This window comes from Actinomadura livida (assembly GCF_014648675.1).
Lineage (GTDB): Bacteria > Actinomycetota > Actinomycetes > Streptosporangiales > Streptosporangiaceae > Spirillospora > Spirillospora livida.
Window position 1 is genome coordinate 66,444 of record NZ_BMRO01000010.1, and the last position, 17,634, is coordinate 84,077.

16 protein-coding genes are annotated in these 17,634 nt (G+C 74.2%); 14 read left to right on the forward strand and 2 right to left on the reverse strand.

The window, feature by feature from the left end; translation table 11 throughout:
• Positions 1–88: 88 nt before the first annotated feature.
• The 7 genes from nagA to ptsP all read left to right on the forward strand — a co-directional run bounded on the left by nagA (position 89) and on the right by ptsP (position 5,909).
• A complete protein-coding gene (nagA, locus tag IEZ03_RS23745; protein ID WP_184880887.1) occupies positions 89–1,249 on the forward strand; it encodes an N-acetylglucosamine-6-phosphate deacetylase in 1,161 nt (386 codons plus the stop codon).
• A complete protein-coding gene (locus tag IEZ03_RS23750) occupies positions 1,246–2,286 on the forward strand; it encodes an SIS domain-containing protein (RefSeq protein ID WP_229808519.1) in 1,041 nt (346 codons plus the stop codon). The genes nagA and IEZ03_RS23750 overlap by 4 nt, the downstream gene beginning before the upstream one ends.
• 50 nt (positions 2,287–2,336) lie before the next feature.
• On the forward strand, positions 2,337–2,570 hold the full coding sequence (locus IEZ03_RS23755; RefSeq protein WP_184880889.1) for a PTS sugar transporter subunit IIB: 234 nt from the start codon (positions 2,337–2,339) through the stop codon (positions 2,568–2,570).
• Positions 2,571–2,587: 17 nt separating this feature from the next.
• The gene (locus tag IEZ03_RS23760; RefSeq protein ID WP_184880890.1) at positions 2,588–3,037 is read left to right on the forward strand and encodes a PTS sugar transporter subunit IIA; all 450 of its coding nucleotides are present in this window, start codon (positions 2,588–2,590) and stop codon (positions 3,035–3,037) included.
• Between the two features lie 99 nt (positions 3,038–3,136).
• Positions 3,137–3,835 carry an HAD family hydrolase gene (locus IEZ03_RS23765; RefSeq protein ID WP_184880892.1) on the forward strand — a complete coding sequence of 233 codons (699 nt, stop codon included), beginning with the start codon at positions 3,137–3,139 and terminating at the stop codon, positions 3,833–3,835.
• Between the two features lie 96 nt (positions 3,836–3,931).
• Entirely contained in the window at positions 3,932–4,204 is a 273-nt protein-coding gene (locus tag IEZ03_RS23770) for an HPr family phosphocarrier protein (protein WP_184880894.1), read from the forward strand.
• Between the two features lies 1 nt (position 4,205).
• Complete coding sequence (gene ptsP / locus IEZ03_RS23775) at positions 4,206–5,909, forward strand: phosphoenolpyruvate--protein phosphotransferase (RefSeq protein ID WP_229808520.1); 1,704 nt, start codon at positions 4,206–4,208, stop codon at positions 5,907–5,909.
• Between the two features lie 52 nt (positions 5,910–5,961).
• On the opposite strand, the gene IEZ03_RS23780 is transcribed toward ptsP, so the two are convergent.
• Entirely contained in the window at positions 5,962–7,626 is a 1,665-nt protein-coding gene (locus IEZ03_RS23780; protein WP_184880896.1) for a glycoside hydrolase family 3 protein, read from the reverse strand.
• 308 nt (positions 7,627–7,934) lie between these two features.
• Positions 7,935–9,293 carry an N-acetylglucosamine kinase gene (locus IEZ03_RS23785; RefSeq protein ID WP_229808521.1) on the reverse strand — a complete coding sequence of 453 codons (1,359 nt, stop codon included), beginning with the start codon at positions 9,291–9,293 and terminating at the stop codon, positions 7,935–7,937.
• A 118-nt stretch (positions 9,294–9,411) separates the two neighbouring features.
• Here IEZ03_RS23785 and IEZ03_RS23790 point away from each other — a divergent pair, with 118 nt between their 5' ends.
• From IEZ03_RS23790 to IEZ03_RS23820, 7 genes are all read left to right on the forward strand, one after another.
• Entirely contained in the window at positions 9,412–10,353 is a 942-nt protein-coding gene (locus tag IEZ03_RS23790) for a MurR/RpiR family transcriptional regulator (protein WP_184890365.1), read from the forward strand.
• The gene (locus IEZ03_RS23795) at positions 10,350–11,246 is read left to right on the forward strand and encodes an N-acetylmuramic acid 6-phosphate etherase (protein WP_131976339.1); all 897 of its coding nucleotides are present in this window, start codon (positions 10,350–10,352) and stop codon (positions 11,244–11,246) included. The genes IEZ03_RS23790 and IEZ03_RS23795 overlap by 4 nt, the downstream gene beginning before the upstream one ends.
• A 234-nt stretch (positions 11,247–11,480) precedes the next feature.
• Complete coding sequence (locus tag IEZ03_RS23800; protein ID WP_229808522.1) at positions 11,481–12,134, forward strand: HAD family hydrolase; 654 nt, start codon at positions 11,481–11,483, stop codon at positions 12,132–12,134.
• Positions 12,135–12,159: 25 nt separating this feature from the next.
• Positions 12,160–12,669, forward strand: a complete 510-nt coding sequence (locus tag IEZ03_RS23805; protein WP_184880898.1) for a DUF6912 family protein — start codon at positions 12,160–12,162, stop codon at positions 12,667–12,669.
• A 107-nt stretch (positions 12,670–12,776) separates the two neighbouring features.
• Entirely contained in the window at positions 12,777–14,408 is a 1,632-nt protein-coding gene (gene pruA, locus IEZ03_RS23810; RefSeq protein ID WP_184880900.1) for an L-glutamate gamma-semialdehyde dehydrogenase, read from the forward strand.
• Between the two features lie 174 nt (positions 14,409–14,582).
• Positions 14,583–15,293 carry an HAD family hydrolase gene (locus IEZ03_RS23815; protein ID WP_184880902.1) on the forward strand — a complete coding sequence of 237 codons (711 nt, stop codon included), beginning with the start codon at positions 14,583–14,585 and terminating at the stop codon, positions 15,291–15,293.
• A 312-nt stretch (positions 15,294–15,605) separates the two neighbouring features.
• Positions 15,606–17,561 carry an acetoacetate--CoA ligase gene (locus IEZ03_RS23820; protein ID WP_184880904.1) on the forward strand — a complete coding sequence of 652 codons (1,956 nt, stop codon included), beginning with the start codon at positions 15,606–15,608 and terminating at the stop codon, positions 17,559–17,561.
• The last annotated feature ends 73 nt before the right edge of the window (positions 17,562–17,634 follow it).

Genomic DNA, 17,634 nt, shown 5'->3' on the forward strand with positions numbered 1-17,634 from the left:
TGGTACGTACTGGTCTAGTCCGGACTAGACCAGTGAGACCGGACGGAATGACCAGCGATTCGTCGTGTCGCGGAGAGTGCGCGGAGCCATGACATCACTACTGATCACGGCCACCAACATGATCATTACCCCCGAGGGCGCTCCTACCCGCGTGCTCTCCCCGGGATTCGTCCGCGTGGTGGACGGCGTGATCGCCGAAGCCGGGGAAGGCCCCCCGCCCGGCGCCCCCGGCGTCGAGCTGACCGACGGCCTGCTGGCGCCCGGCCTGGTCGACCTCCAGGTGAACGGCTACTTCGGTCACGACATGGTGGACGCCGACGAGGCCGGCTGGCACACCGTCGTCTCCCGCCTGCCCGAGACCGGCGTGACCGCGTTCATGCCGACCTTCATCACCGCCCCGGTCGAGACCCAGGCCGCGGCGCTCCGCCGCACCCGCGACATCCTGCCCGGCCTGCCCGCGGGGACGCGCGTCCTCGGCGTCCACCTGGAGGGCCCGTTCCTCTCGGAGAAGCGCAAAGGCGCGCACAACCCGCTCCACCTGACCGATCCGGCGCCCGAGGCGATCGCGGAGCTGCTGGAGACGGGCCTGGTCAAGCTGGTCACGCTCGCACCCGAGCGGAACGGCGCCCTGGCGGCGATCCGCACCCTGACCGAGGCGGGGGTCCTCGTCAGCGTCGGGCACAGCGACGCGACCGCCGCGCAGGTCCGCGCCGCGGCCGACGCGGGCGCCCGCAAGGTCACCCACATCTTCAACGCGCAGACCGGCGTCCACCACCGCGACCCCGGCGTGGCCGTGCAGGCGCTCATCGACGACCGGCTGAGCCCCGGCCTGATCCTCGACCTGCACCACGTCGCGCCGGAGATCGCCGCGCTGGTGTTCCGCGCCGCGCCGGGACGGACCGTGCTCGTCACCGACGCCGCCGCGGCCGCCGGGATGCCGCCCGGCACCTACGACCTCGCCGGCGAGCCCATCACGATGCCCGAGCACGGCCCGCCGCTGCGCGCCGACGGCACGATCGCGGGCTCCGGCCTCCGGCTGGACGAGGCGGTCGGCAACGCGGTCGCCGTCGGCACCGGTATCGAGGCGGCGGTCGACGCCGCGACCCGCGTCCCGGCCGACCTGGCCGGCCGCCCCGACCTCGGCCGGATCGCGCCGGGCGCCGCGGCCGACCTCGTCTGGCTGGGCCCGGACCACCGGGCCCGCGCCACCTGGGTCGGCGGGGCGAGAGTCTTCGGAGAGGGATCATGACCAGTCAGATGCGCGCCGAGATCGGCGAGCAGCCGGACGCGCTCGCCCGGACGATCGGCGCGCTGCTGCCCCGCCTCCCCGAGCTCGCGGCGCTGGCCGCCGAGACGCGGCAGGTGCTGTTCATCGCCCGCGGCTCGTCCGACAACGCCGCGGTGTACGGGCGCTACCTGGTCGAGTCGCACACCGGGCGGCTGGCGACGCTCGCCGCGCCGTCGATCGCGACCGCCTACCGGCGCAGGCTGGACCTGGCCGGCGTGCTGGCCGTGGCGATCAGCCAGTCCGGCAAGACCGAGGAGATCGTCGAGTCGCTCGCCTGGGCCGCGGCCTGCGGCGCGCGGACCGTCGCGGTCACCAACGGCGCCGGCTCGCCGCTCGCCGAGTCCGCCGAGGTCGCGCTGATCACGCTGGCGGGCGACGAGATCGCCGTCCCGGCGACCAAGACCTACACCACCCAGCTCGCCGCGCTGTCGGTGCTCGGGCTGGGGCTCGGCGCGGCCGTGCCCGCCGACGACCTGCGCCGCGTCCCGGACGAGGTGGCCCGGGTGATCGCCCGCACCGAGGCGTCCCCCGCGCTGCCGGAGATCGTGGAGGCGCTGGCGGCGGTCCCCGGCGCGGTGGTCTCCGGGCGCGGCATCGCGTTCGGCACCGCGCTGGAGCTCGCGCTGAAGATCAAAGAGGCGTGCTACCTGCACGCCATGGGCCTGTCGTACGCCGACCTGCTGCACGGCCCGATCGCCGTCGTGGACGAGCAGACCCCCGCGCTGCTGGTGGCCGCCGACTCCGGTCCCACGCTCGCCGGCACGATCGCGCTGGCCGAACGGGTCGAGGGCGCGGGCGCCCGCGCGTACGGCGTCGGCGGCGGCCCCCTCCTGGCGGCGGCGTGCTCGGCCGCGCTGCCCGGCCCGGCGCTGCCGGAGTGGACCTCGCCGCTCGGCCTCATCGTCCCGGGCCAGATCATGGTGGAGAACCTGGCGCGCCGGCTCGGCCTCGATCCCGACGTCCCCCGTGGCCTGAACAAGGTGACCCAGACAAACTGAGCTTCGACATCCGTCGCGGCCCCGGGGCCGACCCCGACTAGGAGAAGAACATGGACAAGGCCGAGGCCATCGTCGCCGCGCTGGGCGGTGCCGACAACATCATCGAGATCGAACCGTGCGCGACCCGGCTGCGCACCGAGGTCAACGACGCGGGCAAGGTCGACGAGGCCGCGCTGAAGAAGGCGGGCGCGCACGGCGTCATGCGCAGCGGCAGCGTCGTGCAGGTCGTCGTGGGCCCCGAGGCCGACACCATCGCCACCGACATCGAGGACATCCTCGACTGACCCAGGGGGTCCCTCCCATGACCCGAGTCATGTCACCGGTCGCCGGCCGGGTCGTCGGCCTGGCCGGCGTCCCGGACCCGGTGTTCGCCCAGGCCATGGTCGGCCCGGGCACGGCCGTCGACCCCGAGCGGGGTCCCGGCCACGCCATCGCCCCCGTCACCGGGAAGATCGTCAAGCTGCACCCGCACGCCTACGTGGTCGTGGACGGCGAGGGCCACGGCGTCCTCGTCCACCTCGGCATCGACACCGTCAAGCTGAAGGGCGAGGGCTTCGAGCTCCTCGTCACCGAGGGCGACGAGGTCACCGCCGGGCAGCCGGTCGTCGGCTGGAACCCGGCCGTGATCGAGGCGGGCGGACGCTCGCCGATCTGCGCGGTCGTGGCGCTGGACGCCGGCGCCGACGCCCTGGCGGACGTCGTGGAGTCGGGCGAGGTGTCCACGGGCGACGAACTGTTCACATGGAGCTGACGCGATTGGAACTGACGCGATTGGAACTGACGCGATTGGAACTGACGCGATTGGAACTGACGCGATGAGGCCGACGGCTGGAACCGGGGAGCCGGCCGCATGGCGGTGATCGGACTGGGCGCCGCGGTGTTCGACCTCGACGGCACCCTCATCGACACCGAGCCGCGCAACCGCGTGATGTGGTCGCGGCTGTTCGACGCGCACGGCGTCCCGTACGACGACGCGCTCATCGCGTCGTTCGCGGGGCGCCGTGGCGTCGAGGTGCTGGGCGACCTGGCGCACCTGTTCCCCGGCCGGACGGTCGAGGAGCTGTTCGAGCAGGTCGTGGCCTACGGCGCGATGCCGGGGATGCCGCCGATCGCGCCGGTCGGCGGCGCGGTCGACCTCGTCCGGTCGCTGGCGGACGCGGGCGTGCCGCTGGCGGTGGTGACGTCGGGGGAGCGCCGGTACGCCGAGGGCCTGCTGGACGGCCTGGGCATCCGCGACCTGCTGGACATCGTGGTGACCGCCGGGGACGTCGTCACCGGCAAGCCGCATCCGGAGGGCTACCTGGCCGCGGCGCGCGACCTGGACGTCCCGCCGGAGGAGACGGTCGGGTTCGAGGACGCCCCGGCCGGGGTCGCGGCCGTCAAGTCCGCCGGCATGACCTGCGTGGGCGTCACCACCACGCAGCCGGTGGGCGCGCTGGCCGAGGCCGACCACGTGGTCGTGGACCTCAAGGAGGTCGACGTCGTGCCGGGTCCCGCGCTGCGGGTGCGCGGCCTGGCCCGCCGTGCCGACCGGTCGCGTGAGAACTGAACACCGTCGAGAGCTGAACGCGTCGAGAACTGAAGACCGTCAAGAGCGGGAACACGTCGAGAGCCGGAACCCGGCCAGAGCGATGAGGAGTGTGCGGTGAGCGTGCGCAACGTCAAGATCGAGTCGAGGGTGGGGCTGCATGCGCGGCCCGCCGCGCTGTTCGTGCAGACCGCGGCCCAGGCCCCGATGGACGTGACCGTGGCCAGGCGCGGCGGTGAACCGGTGAACGCCAAGAGCATCCTCGCCGTGCTGGGGCTGGACGCCCGGCACGGGGAGGAGGTCACGCTGGCCGCGGAGGGCGAGGGCGCGGACGAGCTGCTCGACAGCCTGGAGAAGCTGCTGTCCACGCCGGAGCCCGAGGGGGCCTGAGGTGCCGGACAGCGAGCCGGGGACACCGGAGGTGCTGCAGGGCGCGGGCGTGAGCCCCGGCGTCGGGGCCGGGCCGGTCCGCGTCGTCGCGGGGGCCGTGCCGGAGCCGCCCGCCGGGTCCCGGCACGGCGGGGACGCCGCCGCCGAGCGCGACACCGCCCTCGCCGCGCTGGAGGCCGTCGCCGCCGACCTGGAGGAGCGCGGCGGCCGTGCCGCGGCGGCCGGCAACACCGCCGGGCGGGACGTGCTGAACGCGCAGGCCATGATGGCCCGCGACCCCGGCCTCGCCGACGGCGTGCGCGCCAAGACTGGCGAGGGGGTCGCGGCGGCCCGCGCCGTGTTCGAGGCGTTCGGCGTCTACCGGGAGATGCTCGCCGGCGCCGGGGAGTACCTGGCGGCCCGGGTCGCCGACCTGGACGACATCCGCGACCGTGCGGTCGCGCGGCTGCTCGGCCTGCCGGTGCCGGGCGTTCCGGAGTCGGACGAGCCGTTCGTGCTGGTCGCCCGGGACCTCGCGCCGGCCGACACCGCCGTCCTCGACCCGGCGCAGGTCGTGGCGTTCGTGACGCAGGAGGGCGGGCCGACCAGCCACACCGCGATCCTGGCCCGGACGATGGGCGTGCCCGCCGTCGTCGCGCTGCCCGGCGCGACGTCCCTCGCCGACGGGACCCGCGTCCTGGTCGACGGGTCGGCGGGGACGGTCCGTCCCGAGCCGACCGACGCCGAGGTCGCCGCGGCGCTGGCCGCCGCCGCGGCCCGCGCGTCCGCGCTGGAGGAGTCCACCGGGCCGGGCGTCACCAAGGACGGGCACAAGGTGCCGCTGCTGGCGAACATCGGCGGCCCGAAGGACGTCGAGGCGGCGCTGGCGCACGGCGCGGAGGGCGTCGGCCTGTACCGCACCGAGTTCCTCTTCCTCGACCGCTCGGCGCCCCCGTCGGACGAGGAGCAGGAGGAGGCGTACCGGAAGGTCCTGGAGGCGTTCCCCGGCGGCCGCGTGGTCGTCCGGACCCTAGACGCGGGCGCCGACAAGCCCCTCGGGTTCCTCCCGGCTCCCGGGGAGGAGCCGAACCCGGCGCTGGGCGAGCGCGGCCTGCGGATGATGCGCCGGCACCCCGACGTCCTGGCGGCGCAGCTCGCCGCCCTGGCGCGCGCCGCCGCCGGACTGACCGCCCGGCTCCAGGTCATGGCCCCGATGGTGACCGACGCCGCCGAGGCCGCCTGGTTCGCCGCCGCGTGCCGCGAGGCCGGCATCGGGCATCCCGGCGTCATGATCGAGGTGCCCGCCGCCGCGCTCCGCGCCGGCGACCTCGCGCCCGAGGTGGAGTTCTTCAGCATCGGCACCAACGACCTCGCGCAGTACGCCTGCGCGGCCGACCGGCAGGTCGGCGGCCTCGCGCGGTTCCAGGACCCGTGGCAGCCCGCGCTGCTCGACCTCGTCGCCCCCGCGGCGGTCGCGGGCGTCCCGTGCGGGGTGTGCGGCGAGGCGGCCGGCGATCCGGCGCTCGCGTGCGTCCTGGTCGGTCTCGGCGTGACGTCGCTGTCGATGAGCGCGCCGTCCCTGCCGCTCGTGCGCGCCGCACTCGCCCGGCACACGCTGGACGAGTGCCGCCGCGCCGCCGCGGCCGCCCGCGCGGCCCGGACCCCCGAGCAGGCCCGAGAAGCGGCCCGCGGCCACCTGCCCGCCCTGGCGGAGCTGGGCATCTAGCTCGGCGACCCACTGGGTCGGCAAGCCGATCACTCTGCCGCAGGTCGAGGAGCTAGTCGTAGCCGAGGCCGTGGCCGACCGGCTTGCCGGCCGCGGGGGCCGGGAGCCGGCCCGCCGGGCTCGCCGCGCCGCTCAGCACCTTGGCGAGCGCGTTGACCGAGACGGCCTTGGACGAGTAGGTGGCGAGCGCCGCCGCGGCACCGCCGGCGGCGTCGAGGTCGTAGGGGCGGCCGAGGGCGGCGGCGACGACCGGCTTCGGCCCCAGCGCGCGGATGCGGGCGGCCGTGGCCTGCCCGGCGTTCTCGGTGGTCAGGACGGTGACGTCCGCCGCGCCGGGCGCCGCCGTCGCGACGCCGTGGCGGCGCAGCGCGGCGATGAGCAGGTCGCTCTTCGGGCCGGTGACCGCGACCTTCTTGCCCTTGAGCGGCAGCACGCCGTTCCCGTTGCGGACGAGGGTGACCGCGCGCTCGGCGACCTGGCGGGCGGTGGCCCGGTTCGCGGGCGTGCCGATCGCGGCGGCGGCCCCAGCCGGGTCGGCGGCCGTCCCCTGGAACAGGCCGCGCCGCTGCTTGAGCCGGAGGATGCGGGTGACCGACTCGTCCAGCCGCCGCTCGCTGATCTTCCCGGAGCGGACGGCCGCGAGCACCGCCCGGTAGGCGCGCGGCAGGTTCGGCGGCATCAGCAGCTGGTCGGCGCCCGCGTTGACGGCCCGGACCGGGACCTGCGCGTCGCCGTACTTCTGCCGCACGCCCGCCATCTCCAGCGAGTCCGTCGTGATCACGCCCTGGTAGCCGAGCTCGTCGCGCAGCAGCCCGGTGAGGACCGTCTTGGAGAGCGTGGCCGGGTCGCCCGACCGGTCGAGCTTCGGCATCACGATGTGCGCCGTCATGATCATGTCGACGCCGGCGTCGACCGCCGCGCGGAACGGCGGCGCGTCCAGCCGCTCCCACTGCTCGCGGTTGTGCGTGATCACGGGCAGCCCGGTGTGGCTGTCGGTGGCGGTGTCGCCGTGCCCGGGGAAGTGCTTGGCGGTGGCCGCGATCCCGGCGGACTGGTAGCCGCCCACCGCGCCGGCGACCATCTTCGCCACCAGGGCGGGGTCGGCGCCGAACGACCGCGGCCCGATCACCGGGTTGCGCGGGTTCACGTTGACGTCGGCGTCCGGGGCGTAGTCGAGGTTGATCCCCACGGCGCGCAGCTCCCTGCCGGTGACCTGGGCGGCGGCGTGCGCCTGCGCGGGGTCGCCGGTCGCGCCGAGCGCCATGTTGCCGGGGAACCGGGTGACGAACGGGGTGCGCGAGACGATGCCCTGCTCCTCGTCCACGCCGAGCAGCAGCGGGATCTTCGACGCCTTCTGCAGCGCGTTCGACTGCGCGGCCGTCCGCTCCGGGGTGGTGATGTTGCCGGGGAAGTAGATCAGCCCGCCGACGCGGTACTTCCGGATCTTCTCGACGGCGTCGGCGCGGCTGGAGAACGTCGGCACGAACAGCTGGCCGACCTTGTCGGCCACGCTCATCTTCGCGACGCGGCCGGGGATCCAGGCGTCCGGCGCCGGTGACGGCTTCGCGGGCGCGGAGGACGCGCCGGACGGGGCGGACGACGCCCGTCCGCCCTTGCCGCTCTCGCCTCCGCCGCAGCCCGCGACCATGATCATGGCCAGCGCCGCCGCCGCGAACGCACGTGGTGATGCACGCACCCCGACCAGGCCCCCCGGCATGGCTCGCTTCCTCGGTCGCATCGGTCGTCGCGACGTTATGCGCTCCCCGCGCCGCTGTCGAACCGATCAGCGGACGGCGCCCGCCCGCAGCGGCGGTCCCACCGGCCACCGGGGCATCGCCGCCGCGCCCGCGAACCCGCCGCCACCCTGGTAACACCCCGGTCACGATGGACCCCGGATCGCAGCGGATCGCGGATCTGGTGGGGTCCATCGCGATGGCCCCGGACGGCTTCGGTGCCGTCTGCCTGGCGGGGGGCGGCCTTGCCGCATCGAGCGGCCTGGCCGGGACCGGCGGGCCGGAGGGCGGCTCAGCCGGGCGGTGCGTGGCCGAGGCGGCGCAGCGCCATCCCGGCCGCGCCGACGGCCCCGTCGCCGGCGCAGCGCGGCGCCGCCCGGAAGCGGTCGCGCAGCCCGGTCCGGACGGCGTCGGCGACGGGTCCCTCGCGCAGCACCGAGCCGTGCATCACGACCGGTGCGCCGGGGTCGGACAGGGCCGGGCGCACCGCGTCCACGTCGCGGAGCAGCCACTGCGCGGCCTCTTCGGTGATGCGCCTGGCCACCGGATCACCGGCGGCCGCGGCGGCGGCGACGACCGGGCCCAGCCGGCCCAGGGCCGCGGGAGGACGGCCGTACACCTCCTTGATGATCGCCTGGGCGAGCCGTGGATTGAGCGGGGTGCGGGTCATCTCGGAGTGCGCCGCCGGGGCGGGGACCACCGCGTGTCCCGGCGGCCCCGGATGGCCGGGCGACCCGCGTCCCGGCGGGCCGTGCGCGCCGGGCGGCCCGTGCGGGCCGGTGGAGGAGTCGGCGGACGGGGGACAAGGCCCGTTCCCGGGCGGTGGACCATGGTCGTCGGGGTCCAGCACGGCGGTGCCCGTGCCGCTGGAGTGGAGGCGGCCGCCCAGGGCGCCCGGACCGCCGTCGGGTCCGAGCGCGCCGCCGGCGCCGGGGGATCCGCTCCCCGACGAGAGCGCGGCGGCCTGGGCGAGGACGGAGCCGCCCGGGGAGGACGAACCGGCCCCGGCCAGGGCCAGCGCCCTGGGATGGCGGGGGCGTCGCCTCTCCGAGTCGATCTGCGCGACCACGGTGGCGCCGAGCAGGGCCCGGGGAACCGAATCGGTGAGCAGCGTCGGGGAGCCGCGGCCGTCGTAGGCGGCGAGCGCGGCCCGGACGGCCTCCTTCCCCAGCCATACCGCCGAACCCTCGTCCCCGACGAGCCAGCCGTAGCCGTCCGCGCGCTGCACGATCGTCCCGTCGCTGATGACCGCCGCGCCGGCGCCCGTCCCGGAGAACACGACGATGCCCTTGGGCTCGCTGGTCCCCGCGGCGAACGCCACCGCGATATCGGTCACCACCGCGGGTGAGCCGCGCAGGCCGACCGCCTGCCATGCCTGCCGCGCCGCCGCCACGGCGGCGGGCCGGCCGGCCGAGCCCGCACCGGCGATCCCGAAGACGCCGGTGAGGATGTGGGTTCGGTCCAGGTCCCCGATGGCCTCCCGCAGGGCGGTGGTCAGCGCGCCTGCGGTGTCGCCTCCGGAGTTGGGGTTGGCCCCGGGGCCGGTGCCGGAACCGGCTAGGGCGCCCCCCAGCGTCAGTACGACGCAGCGGGTCTTCGTGCCACCCGCGTCGATACCGACCACGTAAGGACCGGCCAAATGGGTCAACACATGGCGACCGTAGCCTTTTCTACCGTTGACGTGACATCCTGCACGTAAGAAAATTTCCATCATGAGGAAACCCATCGGCTCCGAACGGAGCCCCGAGCAGCGCCCCGAGCGGGGGACCATGGGGGAGCCCGGCGCACCAGAGGACGAGGCGGCCGCCCGGCAGGGCGACCGGGACGCCACGCCCCTGAGCACCGTGGTCCGGGTCCGGTCGCTGCTGCCCTCCCTGCCCCCCGCCGAACGGCGCGTCGCGCAGCGCGTCATCGACGACCCCGAAGGGGTCGCCAACTCCACCATCACCGAGCTCGCCCAGGCCTGCGGCACGTCGGAGACGACGGTCATCAGGTTCTGCAGGGCGATCGGGTTCCACGGCTATCCGGAGCTGCGGCTGACCCTCGCCACCGAGGCGGGACGGGCGCAGAGCGCCACCGGCGGCCGGGTCATCGGCAGCGACATCAGCCCCGACGACTCCCTGGAGCAGATCGTCGAGAAGGTGACCTTCGCCGACGCCCGCGCCGTCGAGGAGACCGCCGCCCAGCTCGACATCAAGATGCTCGAGCAGGTCGTGGACGCGGTCGTCGCGGCGGAACGGGTCGACGTCTACGGCGTCGGCGCCAGCGCGTTCGTCGCGGCCGACTTCCAGCAGAAGCTCCACCGCATCGGACGCGTCTGCTCGGCCTGGGCGGACGCCCACATCATGCTGACCAGCGCCGCGGTGCTGAGCAGCGGCGACGTGGCGATCGGGATCTCGCACACGGGCGCGACGGTGGAGACCATCGACGCCCTGGAGGTCGCCAGGAGCAGGGGCGCCAAGACCGTGGCGCTCACCAACTTCCCCAAGTCCCCCATAGCGGACGCGGCGGACCTGATCCTCACGACGGCGGCACGGGAGACGACCTTCCGCTCCGGCGCGACCGCGAGCCGGCTGGCGCAGCTCACGGTGGTCGACTGCCTGTTCGTCGGAGTGGCGCAGCGCACCTACGGGCCGACCCGCAAGGCCCTGGAAGCCACGTTCGAGGCGGTCCGCGGGCGGACCGTGCGACCCGACCGGAGGCGTCGGTGATCGATTGCGAGCTCCCCACGGAGGGACGCAACCCCCGGACCCTCGACGTCGACACGCTGCCGACACTGGAGGTGCTGCACCTGATCAACACCGAGGACGCGACCGTGCCGATGGTCGTGGCGTCCGTCCTGCCGGAGGTCGCCCGGCTGGTCGACCTGTCGGTCGACTCGCTGCGGGCGGGCGGGCGCGTCCACTACTTCGGCGCCGGCACGTCGGGCCGGCTCGCGGTGATCGACGCCGCCGAGCTGCCCCCGACGTTCGGCATCTGGGGCCGGGTCGTGGCCCACCACGCGGGCGGGCCGGGCGCCCTGTCGCAGGCGATCTCCGACGTCGAGGACGACGCCGAGCTCGGCCGCCGGGACGCGCACGACGTGCAGCCGGGCGACGTCGCCATCGGCATCGCGGCGAGCGGGCGCACCCCCTACGTGGTGGGGGCACTGCGCGCCGCCGCCGCGGTGGGCGCGCGCACCGCGCTGATCAGCTGCAACCCGCACACGCCGTACGGGGACGAGGTGGAGGTGCACATCGGGCTCGCCACCGGACCGGAGGTGATCAGCGGGTCCACCCGGATGAAGGCCGGCACCGCGACCAAGCTGGTGCTCAACTCCTTCTCCACCACGCTGATGATCCGGATGGGGCGCACCTACTCCAACCTGATGATCAGCGTGAACGCGCTCAACTCCAAGCTGCGCGCCCGGCTGGTGCGCATCCTCACCGAGGCGACGGGGATGGACTCCCGCACCTGCGAGAACGCGCTGGCGGAGGCGGGGGGGAACACCCGCGTCGCACTGGTCTCGCTGCTCGGCGAGGTGCCCGCGGCACGCGCGACCGTGGTGCTGGAGGAGACCGAGGGCGGCGTCCGGGAGGCGCTGCAGCGGCTGCGATCCGCCTGACCGGGCGGATCCGCGTCATCGAACGGACCGGTGCGCGGCGGCGCGGGCGCCGCCGCACCGGACGGGACGGCCCGGCGGGGGAGACGCCGGCCGATGTGGGGGGTCCGTGATCACGCGATCGCCGCCGGCGCCGATCGTGTGGTCACGGGCACGGAGCGCGTGCATACGGGGTCGGCGGGGCGGTTGGGTAGAACGTGATTCGGGGATTGGGCGGGGATCGCTTACGATCGGGCCGTGTCCGACGAAGCATCCCCCGCCGCCAAGGCCGTGATCACCGACTGGGGCGGCGTCCTGACCTCCCCGCTGGCCGACGCGATCGACGTGTGGCTCGCCGCCGACCGTATCGACGTCCAGAACTACAAGCGCGTCATGCGCGCGTGGGTGAAGCAGGCGTACGACGGCGCCGGCACCAACCCCATCCACGGGCTGGAGGACGGCTCGCTGGCCGTCGACGAGTTCGAGCGGCTCCTCGCCGCCGAGCTGCTCACCGTCGACGGCGGCCCCGTGGAGGCCGCCGGGCTGATCGCCCGCATGTTCGGCGCGTTCAGCCCCGTCCAGCCGATGTACGACGCGCTCCGGGCCGCCCGCGCCCACGGCACCCGCACCGCGCTGCTGTCGAACTCCTGGGGCAACGACTACCCCCACGACCTGTTCGCCGACCTCTTCGACGCCGTCGTCATCTCCAGCGAGGTCGGGATGCGCAAGCCCGACGAGCGGATCTTCCGGCACGCCCTGGAGATGCTCGGCGCGGAGCCGGCCGAGTGCGTCTTCATCGACGACATCGAGCACAACATCCGCGCCGCCGAGCGGCTCGGCATCCGCGGCATCCACCACACCTCGCCCGACACCACCATCGCCGAACTGCGCGCCCTCGACCTGCTGGCCTGACCGTCTGGCAGACTGGCTGACCGTCATGCGCGTCTACCTGCCGTCCACGCTCACGCTCCTCGCCGGCGTCCACGCCGCGAAGGAGATCGGTCCCGCGCCGCTCGCCGCGCACGCCGTCACGCCCGCCCTGCGCGAGTGGTACGCGGGCGGCGACCTGGAGGAGCTGGAGTACGCGGCGATGTCCGCCGCCGCCCGCGCCTCCCTGCGGCTGCTCGCCGCCGACCCGTCCGTCCCGCGCCGCCGCGTGGTGCTCGCCGCGGAGGTGCCCGACGACCTCGTCGCCTGGCCCCGCGGCGACGCCGGAGTGGGCGGCGGCGACCGGGCGCTGGTCGAGGTGCCCGCCGCCGTCCCCTGGACGTGGATCGCCTCCGGCCACGTGGACGACGCGGACGCCGCCGCCGACATCGCCGCCGCCGCGCAGGCCCTCCCCGCCGCCGACGCGGGCGACGACGACGCCGCGTTCACCGTGGACGGCGCCGACGGCCACGAACTCCTCTGGTACGCCACCCAGGAACTCCCGCACCTCCTCGCCTGACGCCGTACTGGAACGCGGCAAATCGTGCGAGGCGGTATTTCGCGGCTCGTGGGCGGGTAGGTCCCCGGCAGGTCGACAACGCCGTCGGATTCGCAGGGAGCCGCGAGATGGACGCCGTCAGCACGGTGCCGGAACCGAGGAACGAGCCGGTCAGGAGCCACGCGCCGGGAAGCCCCGAACGGGCCGCCCTGGAAGCAAGGATCAAGGAGCTCGGCGGCGAGCAGACCGAGCTCACCATGACGATCGGGGGCGAGCGGCGGATGGGCGCCGGCACGCCGATCGCCGTCGTCGAACCGCACAACCACCGGCACGTCCTCGGCCGGATGGGCAACGCCACCGAGCCCGACGTCGCCGAGGCGGTCTCCGCGGCCCGGGAGGCCGCGCCCGCGTGGCGGGCGATGGCGTTCGAGGACCGCGCCGCGATCTTCCTGCGCGCCGCCGAGCTGCTCGCCGGGCCGTGGCGCGCCACGATCAACGCCGCCACCGTCCTCGGCCAGTCGAAATCCGTGCAGCAGGCCGAGATCGACGCCGCCTGCGAGCTGATCGACTTCCTGCGGTTCAACGTCCGCTACGCCGAGCAGATCCACCAGATCCAGCCGCTGTCGCCCCCGGGCGTGTGGAACCGGCTGGAGTACCGGCCGCTGGAGGGCTTCGTCCTCGCCATCACCCCGTTCAACTTCACCGCGATCGCCGGGAACCTGCCGACGGCGCCCGCGCTGATGGGCAACGTCGTGGTGTGGAAGCCGTCCCCGACCCAGCAGCTCGCCGCGCACCACACGATGCGGCTGCTGGAGGCCGCCGGGCTCCCGCCCGGCGTGATCAACATGGTGACGGGGGACGGCCGGGCCGTCTCCAACGTCGCGCTCCGCCACCCCGACCTCGCCGGGCTGCACTTCACCGGCTCGGTCGCGACGTTCCAGCACCTGTGGCGGACGATCGGGGAGAACATCTCCGGCTACCGGGGCTACCCGCGGATCGTCGGCGAGACCGGCGGCAAGGACTTCGTCGTCGCGCACCCCTCCGCCGACCCGGCGGTGCTGAAGACGGCCCTCGTCCGCGGCGCCTTCGAGTACCAGGGGCAGAAGTGCTCCGCCGCTTCCCGCGCCTACATACCCCGCCCCCTCTGGGACGCGATCCGCGACGACTTCGTCGCCGAGACCGAGTCGCTCACCGTGGGCAACGTCGCCGAGGACCTGTCGCTGTTCATGGGCGCGGTCATCGACGAGCGCGCCTTCGCCAAGCACCGAGCGGCGATCGAGCGGGCGCGCGGCATCGCCTCCATGGAGATCCTCACCGGCGGTGAGCTGGACGACTCGCGAGGCTACTTCGTCAAGCCGACGATCCTGGAGTCGTCCGACCCGGACGACGAGATCTTCACCAAGGAGTACTTCGGCCCGATCCTCGGCGTGCACGTCTACGACGAGGGCGACTACGACACCGTCCTGCACCGGATGGAGGGCGCGTCCGAGTACGGCCTGACCGGCGCGATCATCGCCGAGGACCGCGCCGCGATCGCCGCCGCCACCGAGACGCTCCGCTTCGCGGCCGGCAACTTCTACATCAACGACAAGCCGACCGGCTCGATCGTCGGGCAGCAGCCGTTCGGCGGCGCCCGCCAGTCCGGCACCAACGACAAGGCCGGCTCGGTCTTCAACCTCACCCGCTGGACGAGCGTCCGCTCCATCAAGGAGACCTTCGTCCCACCCACCGACCACCGCTACCCCCACATGGACCCCTAACCCACACCCCGCCGCGCCGCCGGCGCACCGCCCCCGCGCACCGCCCTCGCGGGCGGATGGTTGCGGAGGGTGGCCGGGAGGCCGGACGATAAGCTCGCCTCGCCGCCCCCGGTGGGGCGGGCCGGTGCCGGGGCGCCGCCCTTCCTCGTCCAACCGACCGCGCATGGGAACGGGATGTCGACGCTGAACCGTCTGGTGCTGTGGAACATCGATCACACGCTGGTCGACGTCGGGCGGATCACCCGGGACGCCTACGCCGAGGCGTTCCAGCGGATCATCGGGCGGCCCCTCGTCCGCCTCGCGCCCACCCCCGGCCGCACCGAGTCCGAGATCATCTTCGAGACCCTCGCGTTCAACGACGTCGTCACCACCGACGACCACCTCCCCGCGTTCTTCGACGCCCTCACCGAGGCGTTCGCGAGCCGCCGCGCCGGCCTGCGCGACCACGGCCGCGTCCTGGCCGGCGCCGGCGAGGCCGTCGAGGCGCTCGCCCACGTCCCCGGGGTGGTCCAGTCCGTCCTGACCGGCTCCCTGCAGCCGAACGCCGTCCTGAAGGTGTCCGAGCTGGGCCTCGCGGGCCACCTCGACCTGGCCGCCGGCGGGTACGAGAACGGCGTCTACAGCAAGGCCGCCCTGCTGGAACTCGCCCGCACGCGGGCCGGCGAGCGCCACCGCGCCCGCTACCCCGAGTCCGCCACCGTCTACATCGCCGACTCGCCGCGCGACGTCCAGGCCGCGCACATCGCCGGCTCCCCGATCATCGCCGTCGCCACCGGCAGCGCCACCGAGGCCGAGCTGCGCGCCGCCGGCGCCGAACGCGTGCTGTCCACCCTCGCCGACACGAACGCCGTCGTCAGCGCCGTCGCCGACCTGACCCGCATCTGACACTCCGGCTCACCTCCCGGGAACGCAGCCGCTCGGCTGAGTTCCCGTCAACGGTGCCGGTGCGCCCCAGCGCGGGGAAGGGGAACGCCATCATGTGGATAACCCCTCGGCGGCCCGGCCATGTGGGGGCGGAGGATTGTCCGGAACGCGAGTATGTGAGGATTCGGGATTGCCCGTGGATGGGTCTGTGACCTGCGATGGGTCGTGGAGCCGATGGGAGTCGGCGGGCGGATTCCGGAGTTGCGCGGCGTGCCGCGCGCGGCCGATATTGAGGTTGGCCGCGCGCAGCCGGCGTGTCGGGGAGGGAGAGAGATGACCCGTGAGGTTGCTGAGGGTTCGGCGCTGTGGCAGCCCTCGGAGGAGGTCGTCGCGAACGCGCGGGTGACCCACTTCGTCCACTGGCTGTGGGAGCGAGGCGTCCTCACGGAGACCTACGACGACCTGTGGCGCTGGTCCGTCACGGAGGTCGACGCGTTCTGGGACGCGATCTGGTCGTACTTCGAGGTCGTCGGCGAGCGCGGCGGCGGCCCCGTCCGGGAGGGCGGGCCCATGCCGGTGGACGGCCTCAAGTGGTTCCCCGGCGCGACCGTCAACTACGCGGCGAACGCGCTGCGCCGCGCGGAGGACGCCCCGGACGACACCGCCCTGATCTTCCGCTCCGAGGCGGGCGGGCACCGCGTGCTGACCTACCGGGAGCTGGCCCTGCACGTGGCGGAGGTGCGCGCCGGCCTGGCCGAGCTGGGGGTGGGCAAGGGCGACCGGGTCGCCGCCTACCTCCCGAACATCCCTGAGGCGCTCGTCTGCTTCCTGGCGGCGGCGTCGCTGGGCGCGATCTGGTCGTCGTGCTCCCCGGACTTCGGGTCCTCCTCGGTGATCGACCGCTTCGCCCAGATCGAACCGAAGGTCCTGATCGCGGTCGACGGGTACGCCTACAACGGCAAGCGGTTCGACCGGCGCGAGATCGTCGGCGAGATCGAGGCCGCGCTCCCCACCCTGGCCGCGACCGTCCTCATCCCCTACCTCGACCCGGCCGCGACCACCGACGGCCTGCGCGCGGGCATGCCCTACGCGGACCTCGCCCGTCCCGGCGGCGGCCCCCTGGAGTTCGAGGACGTCCCGTTCGACCACCCCCTGTGGGTCGTCTACTCGTCCGGCACCACCGGGCTGCCGAAGCCGATCGTCCACGGCCACGGCGGCATCGTCCTGGAACACCTGAAGGCCCTGACGTTCCACCAGGACCTCGGCCCAGAGGACGTCTTCTTCTGGTACACCACCACCGGCTGGATGATGTGGAACTACCTCATCGGCGGCCTGCTGGTGGGCTCCACCATCGTCATGTACGACGGCGCCCCCCTCGACCTCTGGACGCTCGCCGCAGAGAACGGCGTCACCTACATGGGCGTGGGCGCGCCCTACATCACGGCCTCAGCCAAGGAGGGCCGCCGCCCCGGCGAGGAGCACGACCTGTCGGGCCTGCGCGGCATCGGCTCCACCGGCTCCCCGCTCCCGCCCGAGGGCTTCGCCTGGGTCTACGACGCGGTCGGCAAGGACCTCCTGCTCGGCTCGTTCTCCGGCGGCACCGACCTGTGCACCGGCTTCGTCGGCCCCTCGCCGCTCCTGCCGCTGCGCGCCGGCGTCATCCAGTGCCGCGGGCTGGGCGCCAAGGTCGAGGCGTTCGGCGACACCGGCGACCCGGTCGTGGACGAGGTCGGCGAGCTGGTCATCACCGAGCCCATGCCGTCCATGCCGGTGTTCTTCTGGAACGACGAGGGCGGCGACCGCTACCGCGAGTCCTACTTCGACATGTATCCGGGCGTGTGGCGCCACGGCGACTGGGTGAAGATCCTCCCGGACGGCGGCTGCGTCATCTACGGACGCTCCGACTCCACGCTCAACCGCGGCGGCATCCGCATGGGCACGTCCGACTTCTACCGCGTCGTCGAGGCGTTCGAGGAGATCACCGACAGCCTCGTCATCGACACCGGCCGCCTCGGCCAGGAGGGCCGCCTCCTCCTCTACATCCAGCTCGCCGAAGGCGCTTCCCTGGACGACGACCTGCTGGGCCGGCTGAAGCGGGAGATCCGCTCGGCGCTGTCGCCCCGCCATGTCCCGGACGAGATCCACGCCGTCCCCGGCATCCCCCGCACCCTGTCGGGCAAAAAGCTGGAGGTCCCCGTCCGGAAGATCCTCCAGGGCACCCCCGTCGACAAGGCCGCCAACCGGGACTCCATGGCCAACCCCGAGATCCTCGCCCACTTCACCCCCTGACCCGCTTCACCCGGAGCCCCCGCGGGAGGCGGCGTAGGCGAGGATGTCGCGGCGGCGGTACAGGCGGGGGACG

What these genes read in the sequence shown, in the direction of transcription:
- IEZ03_RS23815 (WP_184880902.1), top strand. Translation starts at nt 14,583, where the DNA reads ATGTCGACGCTGAACCGTCTGGTGCTGTGGAACATCGATCACACGCTG.
- IEZ03_RS23805 (WP_184880898.1), top strand. Translation starts at nt 12,160, where the DNA reads ATGCGCGTCTACCTGCCGTCCACGCTCACGCTCCTCGCCGGCGTCCAC.
- nagA (WP_184880887.1), top strand. Translation starts at nt 89, where the DNA reads ATGACATCACTACTGATCACGGCCACCAACATGATCATTACCCCCGAG.
- IEZ03_RS23780 (WP_184880896.1), bottom strand. Translation starts at nt 7,626, where the DNA reads ATGCCGGGGGGCCTGGTCGGGGTGCGTGCATCACCACGTGCGTTCGCG.
- IEZ03_RS23765 (WP_184880892.1), top strand. Translation starts at nt 3,137, where the DNA reads ATGGCGGTGATCGGACTGGGCGCCGCGGTGTTCGACCTCGACGGCACC.
- pruA (WP_184880900.1), top strand. Translation starts at nt 12,777, where the DNA reads ATGGACGCCGTCAGCACGGTGCCGGAACCGAGGAACGAGCCGGTCAGG.
- IEZ03_RS23760 (WP_184880890.1), top strand. Translation starts at nt 2,588, where the DNA reads ATGACCCGAGTCATGTCACCGGTCGCCGGCCGGGTCGTCGGCCTGGCC.
- IEZ03_RS23755 (WP_184880889.1), top strand. Translation starts at nt 2,337, where the DNA reads ATGGACAAGGCCGAGGCCATCGTCGCCGCGCTGGGCGGTGCCGACAAC.
- IEZ03_RS23790 (WP_184890365.1), top strand. Translation starts at nt 9,412, where the DNA reads ATGGGGGAGCCCGGCGCACCAGAGGACGAGGCGGCCGCCCGGCAGGGC.
- IEZ03_RS23750 (WP_229808519.1), top strand. Translation starts at nt 1,246, where the DNA reads ATGACCAGTCAGATGCGCGCCGAGATCGGCGAGCAGCCGGACGCGCTC.
- IEZ03_RS23820 (WP_184880904.1), top strand. Translation starts at nt 15,606, where the DNA reads ATGACCCGTGAGGTTGCTGAGGGTTCGGCGCTGTGGCAGCCCTCGGAG.